The sequence below is a fragment of the Salinivibrio proteolyticus genome (assembly GCF_027286365.1).
Classification (GTDB): Bacteria; Pseudomonadota; Gammaproteobacteria; order Enterobacterales; family Vibrionaceae; genus Salinivibrio; species Salinivibrio proteolyticus.
In genome coordinates, this window is the sequence record NZ_CP114585.1 from 395,575 (window position 1) to 409,848 (window position 14,274).

12 protein-coding genes are annotated in these 14,274 nt (G+C 50.6%); 5 read left to right on the forward strand and 7 right to left on the reverse strand.

Annotated features, from left to right (window positions below):
• Nucleotides 1–82 precede the first annotated feature (82 nt).
• The 3 genes from N7E60_RS15700 to N7E60_RS15710 form a co-directional block, all read right to left on the reverse strand.
• Nucleotides 83–535 (reverse strand): CC0125/CC1285 family lipoprotein, encoded by a 453-nt coding sequence (locus tag N7E60_RS15700; protein WP_269598613.1) that lies wholly within the window; start codon nucleotides 533–535, stop codon nucleotides 83–85.
• Between the two features lie 169 nt (nucleotides 536–704).
• Complete coding sequence (locus tag N7E60_RS15705) at nucleotides 705–1,268, reverse strand: PhnA domain-containing protein (RefSeq protein ID WP_069586931.1); 564 nt, start codon at nucleotides 1,266–1,268, stop codon at nucleotides 705–707.
• 186 nt (nucleotides 1,269–1,454) lie between these two features.
• Nucleotides 1,455–2,846 carry an L-cystine transporter gene (locus N7E60_RS15710; protein WP_069586930.1) on the reverse strand — a complete coding sequence of 464 codons (1,392 nt, stop codon included), beginning with the start codon at nucleotides 2,844–2,846 and terminating at the stop codon, nucleotides 1,455–1,457.
• A 370-nt stretch (nucleotides 2,847–3,216) separates the two neighbouring features.
• On the opposite strand from N7E60_RS15710, the gene N7E60_RS15715 reads away from it, so the two are divergent.
• A complete protein-coding gene (locus N7E60_RS15715) occupies nucleotides 3,217–4,122 on the forward strand; it encodes an alpha/beta hydrolase (protein WP_269598614.1) in 906 nt (301 codons plus the stop codon).
• Between the two features lie 25 nt (nucleotides 4,123–4,147).
• Here the strand turns inward: N7E60_RS15715 and N7E60_RS15720 are convergent, their stop codons facing one another.
• Together N7E60_RS15720 and N7E60_RS15725 are read right to left on the reverse strand one after the other, a co-directional pair.
• Complete coding sequence (locus N7E60_RS15720; protein ID WP_269598615.1) at nucleotides 4,148–5,500, reverse strand: TldD/PmbA family protein; 1,353 nt, start codon at nucleotides 5,498–5,500, stop codon at nucleotides 4,148–4,150.
• Entirely contained in the window at nucleotides 5,497–6,885 is a 1,389-nt protein-coding gene (locus N7E60_RS15725; protein WP_269598616.1) for a TldD/PmbA family protein, read from the reverse strand. The genes N7E60_RS15720 and N7E60_RS15725 overlap by 4 nt, the downstream gene beginning before the upstream one ends.
• A gap of 212 nt (nucleotides 6,886–7,097) precedes the next feature.
• Here N7E60_RS15725 and N7E60_RS15730 point away from each other — a divergent pair, with 212 nt between their 5' ends.
• On the forward strand, nucleotides 7,098–8,072 hold the full coding sequence (locus tag N7E60_RS15730) for a CobW family GTP-binding protein (RefSeq protein ID WP_269598617.1): 975 nt from the start codon (nucleotides 7,098–7,100) through the stop codon (nucleotides 8,070–8,072).
• 93 nt (nucleotides 8,073–8,165) lie between these two features.
• Here N7E60_RS15730 and N7E60_RS15735 read toward each other — a convergent pair whose 3' ends face one another.
• Nucleotides 8,166–9,314: an acyl-CoA desaturase gene (locus N7E60_RS15735; RefSeq protein WP_069586925.1), complete on the reverse strand. Its 1,149-nt coding sequence runs from the start codon at nucleotides 9,312–9,314 to the stop codon at nucleotides 8,166–8,168.
• 268 nt (nucleotides 9,315–9,582) lie between these two features.
• Between N7E60_RS15735 and N7E60_RS15740 the strand changes: the two genes are divergently transcribed.
• The 3 genes from N7E60_RS15740 (at nucleotide 9,583) to N7E60_RS15750 (ending at nucleotide 12,738) form a co-directional block, all read left to right on the forward strand.
• On the forward strand, nucleotides 9,583–11,166 hold the full coding sequence (locus N7E60_RS15740; protein ID WP_269598618.1) for a hypothetical protein: 1,584 nt from the start codon (nucleotides 9,583–9,585) through the stop codon (nucleotides 11,164–11,166).
• Nucleotides 11,167–11,271: 105 nt separating this feature from the next.
• A complete protein-coding gene (locus N7E60_RS15745; RefSeq protein WP_069586923.1) occupies nucleotides 11,272–12,273 on the forward strand; it encodes a response regulator in 1,002 nt (333 codons plus the stop codon).
• A 3-nt stretch (nucleotides 12,274–12,276) separates the two neighbouring features.
• A complete protein-coding gene (locus N7E60_RS15750; protein ID WP_069586922.1) occupies nucleotides 12,277–12,738 on the forward strand; it encodes a PAS domain-containing protein in 462 nt (153 codons plus the stop codon).
• A gap of 6 nt (nucleotides 12,739–12,744) precedes the next feature.
• Here N7E60_RS15750 and N7E60_RS15755 read toward each other — a convergent pair whose 3' ends face one another.
• A complete protein-coding gene (locus tag N7E60_RS15755; RefSeq protein WP_269598619.1) occupies nucleotides 12,745–14,271 on the reverse strand; it encodes a sensor domain-containing diguanylate cyclase in 1,527 nt (508 codons plus the stop codon).
• Nucleotides 14,272–14,274: the final 3 nt, after the last annotated feature.

Genomic DNA, 14,274 nt, shown 5'->3' on the forward strand with positions numbered 1-14,274 from the left:
ATACTGACCTAGCGCAAGCATCATGGTGTACAAGCAGGCGAAAATAACACAAGTGCCTTACCATGATGCACACTTTCACGCGCTATTCGACCGTAACGCTCCGTAAAATAAAGGCGCTTTGATAAACCATGGCGTCGGTTTTAGGCGCTTGATGATAACCTTTTGCAATTACCATGATGGTGGTTTCGCTGGTGGTGGAGGTATTGCCGTAGCCGTAATCCCACTTCTTATCTTTACGCTCGCTATATGTGGCGTGGCTGCCTTTATTGTCAACGTGTAGCTGCTCGTCACTTAAGGTGAAGTATGGATAGCCAGCGTTTTGTGCCAGCTCTGCGGCTTTGCGCAGGGCGTATTTATGGGCAATGGCCCGGTCGGTAAAGTCATTACCCACAAAACTGATGTGCCACGTGTCTTGGCTCACCGCTATCACATCAAAGCCCATGCCGAATGACCAAAAGTTCTTCTCGGTTGAGTAAGGCGTTGCACAACCGGCCAACAGCAACACTGACAAGAAGAACCAACCGCGCGTTTTCATAGTAACTCCAAGATGATTGAGAAAGGCGCGTATCATAGTGCGTGAGACACATACCGACTAGCGGAATTTTGTATGACTCTGTCAGCGGTTTGTCAGCCGAAAAAAAACCGACGCCTTGATGGCGTCGGTTTGCATGTTACGTATAGAATTCGACAGGCGCGAAAGTCGATTACTTACGGCGGCAGAACTCCGCAATCACAAACATGGTTTGGCCGTTTACTTTACCCTGTACATGGGTCGGATCGTCGGTCAAGTTAATGCCACGGATCACGGTGCCTTGTTTGATCACTTGGCTTGAGCCTTTAACAGGCAAATCTTTAATCACGGTCACGTCGTCGCCTTTTTGCAGTGCGACACCGTTAGCGTCCAGCACTTTGACTTCTTCGATATCTTGCCCCGTTTCTGCCCACTTACGGACATCGTCTTCCATGTACATCATGTCGAGATTATCTTGTGCCCAGCTTTCGCTAGAAAGACGAGAAAGTTGGCGATAGGCAACCACTTGAACCGCAGGCTCTTGGCTCCACATGCTGTCGCTTAGACAACGCCAGTGGTTCACGTCCATGTTTTCCGGGTTGTTAAGCTGATCATGACAAGTGCCACAGACCAATACGCAGCTGTTGGCTGTGGTGTCTGGCGAGTACGGGACTTCATACACAGAGAGGTTGTCTTGGCTGGTGCAAAGTTCACATTGGCCGCCACTGCGTGCCTGAAGCGTTTGTTCAATACTCATGTTTTATCTCACAACGGGCAGGGAGGTCCCTGCATTAACAATGAGGCAGAGTGTAATCGCTGACATAAATTCTTACAAGTTATAAGGGATTGAGTCAGCGAATAGAGTGGCTATATATGTCGAGTAACGCAAAAACAAAAATGCCACGCAAACGCGTGGCATTATCTCAATCAAGGTTGTGTAACGTTAGGCGTTAGCCGTGTCTTGCTTTACCACTTCATGGTGATCGAAAACACTTTTATCTTGGCCACCGGTTAAACGCGAGGTGAGAGTGCCGGCCGTCATTGAGCCACTCACATTCACAGCAGTACGGCCCATATCAATCAAGGGTTCGATAGAAATCAGCAAGCCGGCAAGCGCAACAGGCATATCCAATGCTGAGAGCACGATCAGTGCCGCAAAGGTGGCGCCGCCGCCTACACCTGCAATGCCGAATGAGCTCACAGTGACAATCGCAACCAAGGTGGCGATAAAGCCCGGATCGAGTGGGTTAATACCAATGGTTGGCGCAATCATGACTGCTAGCATGGCTGGATACAGGCCGGCACAACCATTTTGACCCATGGTGGCACCAAATGAGGCGGAGAAGTTGGCGCTGGCCGGATCATTGCCCAAGTTCTTCATTTGCGAGTCGATATTAAGAGGAATCGTGGCCGCACTTGAACGAGACGTAAAGGCAAACGTCAGCACTGGGAGCACTTTTTTCAGATATTGAATCGGGCTCATGCCGACAAGGCCAATCAATACCAGATGCATCACCAGAATGGCACCCAAGCCTACATAAGAGGCAACCACAAAGTTCGCCAGCTCAAGAATTTCGCTCACGTTTGAGCCAGCCACCACTTTGGTCATTAGAGCCAAAATACCATAAGGCGTGAGGCCGATGATCATACGTACCAAGGCGCGAACAAGCTCTTGTGCCACTTCCATAAAGCGTTCAAAACGCTCGCCGAGTTCAGGCTGAGTACGTGACAAGGTGACACCAGCCATACCAACGAGTGCTGAGAAAATCACCACAGCGATGGTTGACGTCGGGCGGCTGCCGGCGAGATCTGCAAATGGGTTTTGCGGGAAGAAAGAGATAACCATATCCGCCAGTGATAAGTCTTCGACTGAGCCCAAGCGTTGCTCCAGAGCAGCACCGCGCGCCATCTCACGCGCCCCTTGTACGATATCTTGCGCCGACAAACCAAAAAGGTTGCTCACGAATACACCAATGAGCGCAGAGGCGGCGGTCGTGGCAAGCAAGATGCCGATGTTCAGGCTAGAGATTTTGCCCAGCGAGCCAGAGTCTTTCACTTTCAAAATCGCGCCGATAATTGACACGGTGATCAGCGGCATGATGATCATTTTAAGCAGGCTGACGTAGCCGGACCCGACAATATTGATGTAGCCAATGGTTTCGCGTGTGATTGCACCGTCGGCACCGTATAGCGCTTGTAGGGCAGCACCAAATGCGACCCCTAAGCCGAGGCCTGTAAACACACGTGTGGATAAGGATTTTTGTTGCTTGTGCAATTTGACAAGCACCGCCAGCAACAGCGCAAAAGCGATCAGATTTAAAAGGATAACTGTCATAGTCGGCGTTCCAATCTAGAGAATTATAATAATTTGAGCGTGAGATCCCGCGGATGTCGCTAATGGATCGATATTGCCTCGCATCTTATGCCGACTGGTGCACATAATGAAGACATATGTCACAGTGCAATTAGATAAAAAAAGCACTTGTTAAAACTAAATCGAATATGGCGCAACGATTGCGCGACTATTGATGGTATAGTGTCCAATAGAAAGTATGCATTAGGTCAACCTATTCTAAAACGGGTGTTCGTTCTATTAATACGACAAGGCTTCCGGTAAGGTGGCGACGTGTGTTAATCCCCAGACGCCGTGATGATTGGTGTAGCAAACATTAGGAGTGGTGTGTTATTGACGTAAAGGATCGCAAATGAGCAGAAAAGTCTATTTTTCAACGCCGGGTCGTTTTAGCGCTAAACGCGCGCTCGTGGGAGCGGTAAGCCGTTGTCATCATCGCTTGGCACCTCGTCATGCTAAAAAAGTGGCACGTAAGCTCTTTCTCACTCCAACCCGCAGTCCAATGGCAAACCCAGAACCGGAAGGCTTGGTGCGTGCGCAAGTACAAAGCCAAGAAGGGGTGTTGCAAATGTATAGCCTTGGCGCTGGGCCAACTTGGTTGCTGACGCACGGTTGGTCGGGGTCTGCCAGCCAGTTTTTTCCACTGATGGCGCATATCGCGTCACTGGGCTTTCGTGCGGTGGCATTTGACCATCCTGCCCACGGTCAAAGTGGTGGAGAGGAGAGCCACATTCCCGGCTTTGTGCAGGCAATCAATGATGTATTAGATCAAGTTGATAATGTTTCTGGGATCATTGCACATAGTATGGGCGCTGCCGCGGTACTCGAGAGCCAGCATCCGCAGATGGATGATTTACCGCTCTTTTTGGTCGCACCTGTGCTGAATTATCGCGAGAATTTATATGCCACAGTCCGAAAATCGGGGTATTCACTGAAGCTGTTTGATGAAATTGTCCGAGAAGTGGGTGATCAACATGGTTATCCGATCGAGACCATTGAGCCGCTCGAAAAATTGTCACGTCGCCGTCATCCGGTGGTGATTGCCCACGATAAAAACGACCGTTTTGCTTCCTTTACCGTCACTGAAAAAGCCACTGACTATCCACATGTGACTGTGCTAGCTACCGAAGGGTTGGGGCACGGGCGTATTCTTACCAGTGACGTGGCGATGCAGGCATTTACCGACTTGGCGGCAAAGATGAATCCCGCGGTACAAAGTGTTGAAGCACAAACTGAGAATAAAAAGGCATCAGCTTAAACCGATGCCTTTAGAGAATGCGCCATTATTCGCCGGCGATGGATAGGCGGGCGAAGCGAATGCGTGGCGCAAAGAAGGCGCCATCATAGTTGGGTAACACGGTATTGCCGATTGCCTCTATCTCATTGAGCATGGTATAGAAGTTACCAGCCACCGTTATCCCGCGAACCGGACGAACGCGTTTGCCATCTCGGCAAACAAACCCACTTGCACCGAAAGAGAAGTCGCCACTGATGGCATTCGCGCCTGAATGCACCCCTTGCAGTGATACCAACTCAAGGTATTCACCGGCATGCACGTCCGCATCACTGTGCTTACCTGCGGCAATCACATCATGACGAGAAGTGACATCCAAACCGCCTTTGGGGCTGCGGCCCGCGTTAGCCGTATGGGGAACACCAAAATGCTGCGCCGTGGCGCTGTTGTGTAAAAAGCCGACTAAGACGCCGTTTTCAATCAAAGGCGTGTCGGCGGTGGCAAAGCCCTCGCTATCAAACGCTTTAATACGCATCCCGCCATCAAGCCTTGCTACATCGGTGATGGTAAGCGCACTATCTGCAACGGGCTTGCCGACTTTTTCACGCCACGGGTTGGTTCCGCGCTTGGCAGCATCACCGGAGAAGCAGCTGCCGAAGGCGCCCAGCAATTCGCTGAGACAATCATGCTCAAAAATCACCGGATACGAACCGGTTTTCACTGGGCCACCCTCAAGCAAGGCGTCAGCGGTTTGGTAGGCCAGTTGGGTCGCATGGGCGAGATCTAGATCAGCAAAGCGGCGTGACACTGACGCGCCGAGGTGCATCGCTTGCTTACCGTCGTGATTGAGCAGTGCTGCGGTGTAGCAACTAAAGCTACGTTCGCTGTGATAGCAGCGTGTGCCTAAGGTATTGGCAAGCAACTGATATTGGGTTTGCTCACTGTAACCATTATAGGGCGCACCCGTTGCGCGGGGTTGGCTGACCACCTCTTGCTCAAGGGCCAGCGCCAACGCGATCTTGTCTTCAATCGGGGTGTTATCTGCTTGCAGTAAGCTAGGATCTTGCTGATCAATTTGCTGCCCTTCAGCGCGAATTTGCTGATCCGGATCGGCCTTGGTAAAGCTTGCGTTGGTGAGTGCGGCGTTCACCATGCTGGCAAGGCTGTCGCTATCGAGTGATTCTGAATAGCTGGTGGCGACTTGATCCCCTTTGACCACCCGCACGCCGATCACTTGACCGGCGGTGACTTTGTGCTCGGAGAGATCGCCTTGGTCGGCTTTGAGTGACAAGCTTTCGCTGGCGTTGGCAATCACGTCTGCTTGCGCACCCTGCTGTTTCACCAAGCTGAGGACCTGATCGACGGCATCGCTTAGGGTTGCTTTAATGGTTTGCTCACTCATGCGTTACCGCCTCCTACTAGGATGTTATCGACTTTCAATGCAGGTTGGCCCACGGTGGTGGGGACTGAGCCGCTCACCGAGCCACACATACCGGCGGCAAGGGCAAGATCTTTGCCGACCATGCTGATTTCTTTAAGCACCTTAGGCCCCGTACTGATTAAGGTGGCAGACTTGAGTGGCACGGTGATCTTACCGTCTTCGACCAAGTAAGCTTCTTGGACCGCAAAGTTAAACTCGCCGGTGCCGGGTTGTACTGAGCCGCCCCCCATCTTCTTTGCGTAGATGCCACGCTCTATGGAGCCAATCATGGCGTCTAAGCTGTCGTTACCGGGCTCAATAAAGGTGTTTCGCATCCGCGAGGTCGGTGCGAATTTATAAGACTCACGTCGGCCAGAGCCGGTGCGCGCATAACCGGTTTTCAGGCTCCCCATGTGATCGACCATAAAGGAGGTGAGCTTACCGTCTTTGATCAACTGGGTATGTTGGGTTTCCATGCCTTCATCATCGATATTGATTGAGCCCCATGCATTCGCCAAGGTACCATCGTCCACCGCGCTTACCACAGGGCTTGCAATCATTGCGCCCATTTGGTCATGGAAGACGGAAGCTTGCTTCGCAACCGAGGTGGTTTCTAACAAGTGGCCACAGGCTTCATGGAAAATCACTCCACCAAAGCCGTTGCCAATCACCACCGGCATTTCGCCCGATGGGCAGGCTTGGGCACCGAGTTTAACCAGCGCTTGTCGTGCGACACGCTCGCCAAGCTCAACCGGATCGATATCCTGATGGAACTCCCAGCCTGTGAGCGCGCCGGGGGCATCAAAGCCCGTTGATTGCTCCTCGCCGTTAGTGGCGACCGCCGTGGCGGCAATACGGGTGTAGTGGCGGGTATCTGTGACATGCAGGCCATGAGAGTTAAAAATTTCGACCTGTTGCTCACGTTGGCCGACACGACCAATAATTTGGGCGATTTTATCGCTCTCGGCACGAATGCGAGCATCCACTTGACGTAAGAACGCCACCTTATCGGCGACATGTTGATCCGACGATAACGGTTCAGACACCGGGTGCTTGTCATTTAAATGGGATAAATTGAGCGGTCCCGCGGTGGCAATTTGATCGCGTTTGTCACGCGCGCACAGCAAGCTGGTGACTTTTTTCAATTGTTCTTCATCGCGGCTGTTGGTGTAGCCATAAAGCACTTTATGGCCGAAAAACAACCGGATACCAATACCAAAATCAATCCCTGAGCTCACTTTATCCACCTCACCAGACAACAGCTCTACGTTGCCTGAGTGATGGCGTTCGACAAAGAGTTCGGCGAAATCCGCGCCTAAAAACAGGGCATGGTCAATCACCGACTTTGCCGTTGATGGATTCAGCATACTTCCTCCTAAGAAGTGTGTTAGCGAACCTTTCATTCTACCAAGCTTTTATTGGTAATGATCACCACTTGCAGTGAGTGCATGATATTTCATCATTTTTTGTGCCATTCACTGACCTGCACATGGACACTTTCCATGCGTGTGACCAAAAGGCGACGAGTGTGGCGCAATCCGTTACACTACGCCGATACAAGTAAGGAGCGGATAGAAACATGAGTCAGATCGCAGCCAACATTATCACTGGATTTCTTGGCGTGGGGAAAACCACGGCGATTCGTCATTTATTAGCGAATAAACCCGATCATGAGCGTTGGGCTATCTTGGTGAACGAGTTTGGTGAGGTGGGCGTTGATGGCGCTATCCTCTCTGAACAAGGTGCGTTGGTAAAGGAAGTGCCGGGCGGATGCATGTGTTGTGTGGCTGGCTTACCCATGACAGTGGGGCTAAATACCTTACTCGCCGAGCAGCCGGATCGGATTTTGATTGAGCCGACCGGACTCGGTCATCCTAAAGACATTATTGGTAAGCTGACTCAGCCGCCTTTCGATGCCACCTTGTCGCTGGGCGCGACCATTACTTTGGTGGATCCGCGTTGTATTGATGATGTGCGCTATCGTGAAAATCAAAACTTTCATGATCAAATCGCGCTCGCGGATGTGGTGGTGGCCAACAAGCTTGATCAGTGTAGCGAGGCGCAAATCGCCACCTTTCATAATTATGTCGCCGCGTTTGATGGCGAGAAAAGCTTGGTAACCGGCGTTGAGCAGGGGGCGCTCGAGACCGCGTGGCTTGCGTTACCGCGTCATGCCCGTCAAGCGCATTATCATCACCATCACAACGATGCCGAGCCGATGACCACACTCGCTCTGGGCCCGGACGATACCTATACCCGCAAAGAAAACCAAGGGCAGGGTTATGTCAGCTGCGGCTGGTTGTTCGCCGCGCATTGTTGCTTTCCCTTTGATGCTTTATATGGGCTATTAAGCAACATCAACGCCCAACGGATTAAAGCGGTGGTCAATACAGACGAGGGGTTTTACGCGTTTAATGTCGCCAATCAGGTGGTTACTGTGACGCCTATGTCGATTGAACAGGCCGAGTCGCGCATCGAAGTGATCGATACCGACGCCTTACCTTGGGATGAGCTAGAGTCGATCCTGCTTTCTTTCCTTACCCCGTCTAACTAACTGGCATACACAGATCTTGCCAGCGGCGCCTTCTTATCCGATAAAAAACCGGCCCAAGTGGCCGGTTTGTCGTGTGTCGCTTGTTCGTCGCGGCTAGCTGGCGTATTTGGCGGTGAGCACCTGCCAGCTACGTTTTTGTTGCTGAAAACGCACCTTTAAATCTTTGTATTGCTGGGTTAGCTCGGCGTTTTCGACTTTTTCGCGCAGCTTGTCACGCTCGAGTGCTAACAGCTGTTTTTTCAGCGTATAGTAGTCCGCCATTTTGGCGACCAAGGCATCATACTCTTGTTGCAGAATTTGCAGACGATGCGATGCGTGTGGTTTGTCACTGAGCTGCTGTGTGACGCGCTGCAATTGCATGGTCGCACGCGCTTTTTCAATCTTCTCTTCGGGGGTCACGCGCAGCTTTTCCGCTAGGCCCAGCCAAGATGCGGTTTTGATCAGCCATTTAGTGGGATCAAACTGCCACCAGCGAATGCCGTTGCGGTAGTCGTTCTCAAAAATATGGTGAAAATTGTGGTAGCCCTCGCCAAAGGTCATTAAGGCAAGCACGCCATTATCCCGCGCGGTATTTTTATCGGTATAAGGCTGGCTGCCCCACACATGCGCCAGTGAGTTAATGAAAAAGGTGGTGTGGTGGCTTAGCACCAATCGAGTAAAGCCGACCAGTAAAATCGCGCCCCAAAGATCGCCATGGAGCAAACCAAACGCGATAGGGAAGCCAAAGTTGGTGGCCAGTGTCAGCGCAAGGTAGTGCTTGTGTTGCCACATCACGATCTTATCTTTTTGTAGATCGCGGCAGTTGCTGTAATCGCCGTAACGGTTGGGATGGTATTCGCGCAGCATCCAACCAAGGTGTGAGAACCAAAAGCCGCGTTTGGCCGAGTACGGGTCAACATCGTTGTCATCGACATGGCGGTGGTGAATGCGGTGATCTGATGACCAATGAAGCGCGCTGTTTTGCAGCGCAAATGCCCCACCAATAGCGAAGATAAAGCGCAAAGCTGGATGGGCTTGATAGGTTTTGTGGGCCCACAACCGGTGATAACCGGCGGTGATCGATAGGCCACAAAAGCTGAATGCGACAATCAGCGCAGTGATCTGCATCCAATCAAAACCATGATGCCATGCCCACAATGGCGTACCAATTGCGGCAATCAAAAAAGTGAGGGTAAACACGCTAATGTTTAACCAGATTAAGCGTGGTTTCTGAGGGGGAGAGGTTGAAGCCTTGGTATCCATAACTCGTTATCTTTATTTAAGCGTACACTTGTACGCTAGAATAGATGCGTGCTACAGCTTGGTCAAGCATTCCCCGCATTGAGTCGTCACAAAATTGTTTCTGTTTTTGTCATTCGTCCGTTACTTGTTGAGATAGCTATACTTAGCTTTCACGAGACGATGTGACGAGTACGATGTTAACGATAGTCACGGTGAAGGGGTGCCGTTTTCTGCCGATAACGGTGATAAACACTGGATTGATTTTTCGATTAAAAATAGGCGGATAAGCATGATGTCCTATCCGGCTATTCCGCACTTTGTGAAAACCATGGGTCACCGGGTGGTGAGCTACATTCTCAATGTCACAGAGGCGGAAGGCCGACTGATCTTGATGCAAAAATTGGGGCTAAGCCGCACACAGCGCGACACACTCAACCAATATGTCGAGTTGTGTCGACAGCTACGTGTGTCTGCGGTGGAGCAGGGGGAGAGCGAGCAATCTTTCTTCTATCGTTTGCCCCATGTGATGCAAAATGGTCGTCATATTTTCAATGTGTGGCGCGCACAACAAGGTGGAGAGTTGGCAACGCGTGTTAATAGCGTTGATCCGCTTATCAGTGCTTTTTGTCAGCTTGCCGGTGAGCTCTATCCACTCTTTTTGATCAAAGCGGGCCACCGTCCTCATCTTTTCTATCGTGGGGCAGGTTACTTAACGGCTGCTATCGAACAGTTTCCAATCAGTAAGATTGTGCAAAAGCGTATTTTGGCCGATCCGTCCCTCGAGCGCTTGTTTGACGCCATAGGTAATGATCCTCAGCAAACGTTCGGTGACTACAAAGATGCGACCGGGCATCGTGGTGTAGTGAGTTTGGCGAGCTTGCCGGTATCGATTTTAATCAACAGTTATGACTTGATGCGGATTCGCGGGATAGTCTCTGCGGATCGCTTTGTCAGCACTGTACAAGAAATGTTGGATATCGCCCGAAGTCTTGCCGATGGCGAAGTGGCGCATATTCCGATGTTTGTTGGATTTCGTAATGCGGTACTCACCAACTTAGCGGAATTGGATACCAAATGGGGAAGCATTCGCCGTTATACGCCAAGCATTGCTGAATACGTACTTCAAGCGCCGGGGTTAATGGCCAAGCGACGCAATAACGGTTTTATGTTGGAGTCGGGCTATGCGTTTGCGATCAACTTTGGTGACTTCCTCGAAGATGACGATTGGCCAGATGAAGCGATGGATGCCAATACCGATCAGCAAACTACGGAGCTCAACATCACTTTGTGTATGGCGCTTTGCTACCTCACAGAATACAAACCCTTTGTCGCACCCGAGTGGGTCTGGCGCATTGATCCTTTTTCGCTGGACAACCGACGGCAAGATTTTGGCTCAGTGGCCGAAACCAGCGATCCTATCGCGATAGGTGAACTCGATTTGGTGGACATCGAGCGATGGAGCATGTTGGTCGATGATACGGATTCGAGCGGCATTCGTTTAGCCATGTCCCGCTTATATGCCGCGGCAAAACGTCCCAACACGCAAGGGGCGCTGGTGGATGCGATTATTGCGTTGCGAAACATTTTTGCTGCCAGTGATGACATGGAGCGCATTGAACCTGCGGCGCGCCATCTTGTGAATGCGCCGTTAGATATTTCTATGATTAGTGCACTCGCAGAGGATTGGCAGGCGTTGCTGACGGGCGAGTTTTTTGAAGACCCAGAAACGATCAGTGAAAAGGTGAACGATTGTGTTCAGCTATGCTTGGTCTGCCTACATCATTTGTACTTACAACACCCTCATTTGATCAGTCGCGCGGATCGTCTTCAAGCACTCTGTGACTTGGCTGAAACTCAAACCGGTGACCGATAAAGACAGTATTTTGACTGGTTTGCCCTCATCCCTGTTCATCTTGGTTTATGCTTACTGTGTTGACCCAGCCACACTCTCAGTTAAGAAGTCGACAAGGAGAGGCTTTTGACCACACAAATTCTGATCACTGATGATTCCGCACTGGCGCGGAAGCAGCTCGCGCGAACCTTACCCAAAGATTTAGATGCTGAGGTGCACTTTGCCGAGAATGGCAAGGTGGCTTTAGATGTTTTAAACAGTCAGTCGATCGATATTATGTTCCTTGATTTAACCATGCCGGAATTGGATGGTTATCAAACCCTTGAAGCGATGCAAGCCGCTGGGATGACAGTCCCCGTCGTGGTGGTGTCTGGTGATATTCAGCCGCTCGCTCAGCAGCAAGTGCTTGAACGGGGAGCGAAAGACTTTGTTAAAAAACCTATTAGCCGCGAGCGCGTTGAGGCTCTAATTAAGGCCTATCTTCCCACCGCAACCGCCTCGGAAACCGAGCGCTCCCATGCACCGAAGGAGAAATTGAGCCGGCGCGATATATATATGGAAGTGGTCAACATCGCCATGGGGCAGGCGGCAGATAAACTCGCGCGTCATTGTGGTGTCTTTGTTCACATGCCTCTGCCGCAGGTTAACGTGTTTGAGGTCACTGAATTGACCATGACGATTCGCCACTTGGCACAGTCAGATACCATGAACGGCGTATGCCAAGGTTTTAGTGGCGAAGGGATTGCCGGTGAAGCATTAATGCTGATCAGCGATTCCAGTATCAGTGACATGATTGACTTGTTGGATTATCCCGATGATGGCTCGCTCGATAATGAACTTGAGCTGTTGGTCGACATCAGCAATATCTTGATTAGTGCCTTTTTGCGAGGGCTTGGTGAGCAAGCTGCGCTCGAGTTTTCGCAAAGCTATCCGGCATTAATGGGACAACATGTCGAAGCGGACCATTTGATAGCCGCGATGAAAGGCTCTTGGAAACGTACGGTGACCATTGAAGTGAGCTACCAGATTGATGGCACCGAGATTAAGTGCGATCTATTGCTGTTATTACTGGATGAATCGCTACCTTTATTGGATGCGAAGTTGGCTTATCTGATGGATGAGGAGTAAGGCATGACAGAAGATTTTGATCAATTCCATTGGATGCTCGATATGGTGCAACACATCGATATGGGCTTGATTGTATTAGACAAAGATTTCCAAATTCAGATGTGGAACGGCTTTATGGTTCACCACAGCGGCAAACACGCTAAGGATGTGCAAAATCGCACCTTATTCGAGGTGTTTCCGGAAATCAACGAGCCTTGGTTTCGCGCCAAATCACAGCCGGTGTTTGAGTTACGCTGCCGCAGCTTTATTGTCTGGCAGCAGCGCCCTTACTTGTTTCGTTGCCGTCACGTGCGTCCGATTACCGGGCAGCTTCCCTTTATGTATCAAAACGTCACTATGCACCCCATGGCCAATACACGCGGTGAGGTGAATCATATGTTTATTTCGATTCAAGATGTGACCAATGAAGCGTTAGCAAGTCAAACGCCCCGAGCCACTGCACCGACTCGAACTGCATCGTCATAACCTTGCTTAGTTTTGATCGTCGCGGGGTGCCGATGATAGATGTTCCGGCTCACAAAAAGCGTAGGTGCCGCCAGATAGCGACTTTTTAGCGTAATACATCGCGGCGTCAGAGCAATTGAGTAGTTGTTCGACAGACTCGCCATGTTCAGGGTAGCAAGCGATACCTATACTGGCAGAGAGTCGCGCCTGTTGTCCGTCTCCCACGTCAAATGGTTTATCAAGGCTGGCAATAATTTTGCTTGCCACGCGCGCAGCATCGTCAGGCTGACTGGTGTACTCGAGAATCACCGCAAATTCATCCCCGCCGAGTCGTGCTAGTGTGTCGGAATTACGGATGCTATGGCCCATTCGTTTGGTGGTTTCAATGAGTACACAGTCTCCCGCATCATGACCATAGGTATCGTTTATTTTCTTAAAGCCATCAAGGTCGATAAACAAAAGCGCAAAGTGAGCGCTTTGCTGACGTGCTTGAGCCATGACGACATCGGCACGTTGTTTAAACGCAACACGATTTAAAGCACCTGTTAAGGTGTCAGTATGCGCCATATGCTCGAATTGAAGATATAAGCGTTTGGTCTCATTGATGTCTTGATGGGTGCCGGCCATCCGCAGCGGTTGGTGGTTCCGGTCCCACTCCATAATCTTGCCCTTCGCCAAAATCCATACCCAGAACCCATCTTTATGTAGCATGCGGAATTCACACTCATAAAAGGGATTATTGTCACTGAACGCCGCTTCTATCTCTTTGGATGCGCGGCTGAAATCGTCGCTATGACAGAGTTTCTTCCAGGTTTCAAAAGAAGCTGGGGTAAGCTCCTCTTTCTGGTAACCCAAGATTTCGGCCCAACGCTCATTGATCACCAGCTCCCCAGAGGGAATATGCCATTCCCACGTACCCACATGAGTGCCGCGAATAATTTCATCGAGACGTCGCCGTTCGAGTTTTAGCTCGTATTCCGTCCGTCTGGATTTGCTTAGCACTAACCACATGACCGCGAGCCCTGCACCCAAAAGAAAGATGATCAGTGACGTAATGACGAGTTGGTGATCCTTTTGCTTTTCGATTTGCTCGGTTTGTGTCGCGACCATTTGTTCGAGCCGGTTTTGATAGTGCCAAAGAGACTCTTGCGTGGCGCGAAGATCGCTAATATCAGTAATAATTGAGAACAGTAATGTCGAACCCTGATAGTCGACAGGCACCGATGAGACTTCTACGGTGCGGGACGAGCCGTCGGCCGTGCGATGACGAAAAACAAAATAATTTCGGTTTTCAAGTTTGGCGAGTTTGCGCTCTTCAGCAACCGCCTCTGGTGGTAAATCGTTGATATCATTGATACCCATTTGGGTTAGTTCTGCGATTGAATAGCCATAAAATCGACTCGCGGCGGGGTTGGCAGCCACAATTTCACCACTGTCTGGCACGATCAGCATCATCGCCAGCGTATTCTTTTCAAACATCTGATCGAATAGGTCGACTTGGCTCTGTGGCGTGGCAAAGGCTACCGGCACAAGCAAGACGCTTAACAGAAACATCAA

Coding starts and splice junctions, on each gene's coding strand:
- N7E60_RS15700 (WP_269598613.1), bottom strand. CDS start 535: ATGAAAACGCGCGGTTGGTTCTTCTTGTCAGTGTTGCTGTTGGCCGGT.
- N7E60_RS15705 (WP_069586931.1), bottom strand. CDS start 1,268: ATGAGTATTGAACAAACGCTTCAGGCACGCAGTGGCGGCCAATGTGAA.
- N7E60_RS15710 (WP_069586930.1), bottom strand. CDS start 2,846: ATGACAGTTATCCTTTTAAATCTGATCGCTTTTGCGCTGTTGCTGGCG.
- N7E60_RS15715 (WP_269598614.1), top strand. CDS start 3,217: ATGAGCAGAAAAGTCTATTTTTCAACGCCGGGTCGTTTTAGCGCTAAA.
- N7E60_RS15720 (WP_269598615.1), bottom strand. CDS start 5,500: ATGAGTGAGCAAACCATTAAAGCAACCCTAAGCGATGCCGTCGATCAG.
- N7E60_RS15725 (WP_269598616.1), bottom strand. CDS start 6,885: ATGCTGAATCCATCAACGGCAAAGTCGGTGATTGACCATGCCCTGTTT.
- N7E60_RS15730 (WP_269598617.1), top strand. CDS start 7,098: ATGAGTCAGATCGCAGCCAACATTATCACTGGATTTCTTGGCGTGGGG.
- N7E60_RS15735 (WP_069586925.1), bottom strand. CDS start 9,314: ATGGATACCAAGGCTTCAACCTCTCCCCCTCAGAAACCACGCTTAATC.
- N7E60_RS15740 (WP_269598618.1), top strand. CDS start 9,583: ATGATGTCCTATCCGGCTATTCCGCACTTTGTGAAAACCATGGGTCAC.
- N7E60_RS15750 (WP_069586922.1), top strand. CDS start 12,277: ATGACAGAAGATTTTGATCAATTCCATTGGATGCTCGATATGGTGCAA.
- N7E60_RS15755 (WP_269598619.1), bottom strand. CDS start 14,271: ATGTTTCTGTTAAGCGTCTTGCTTGTGCCGGTAGCCTTTGCCACGCCA.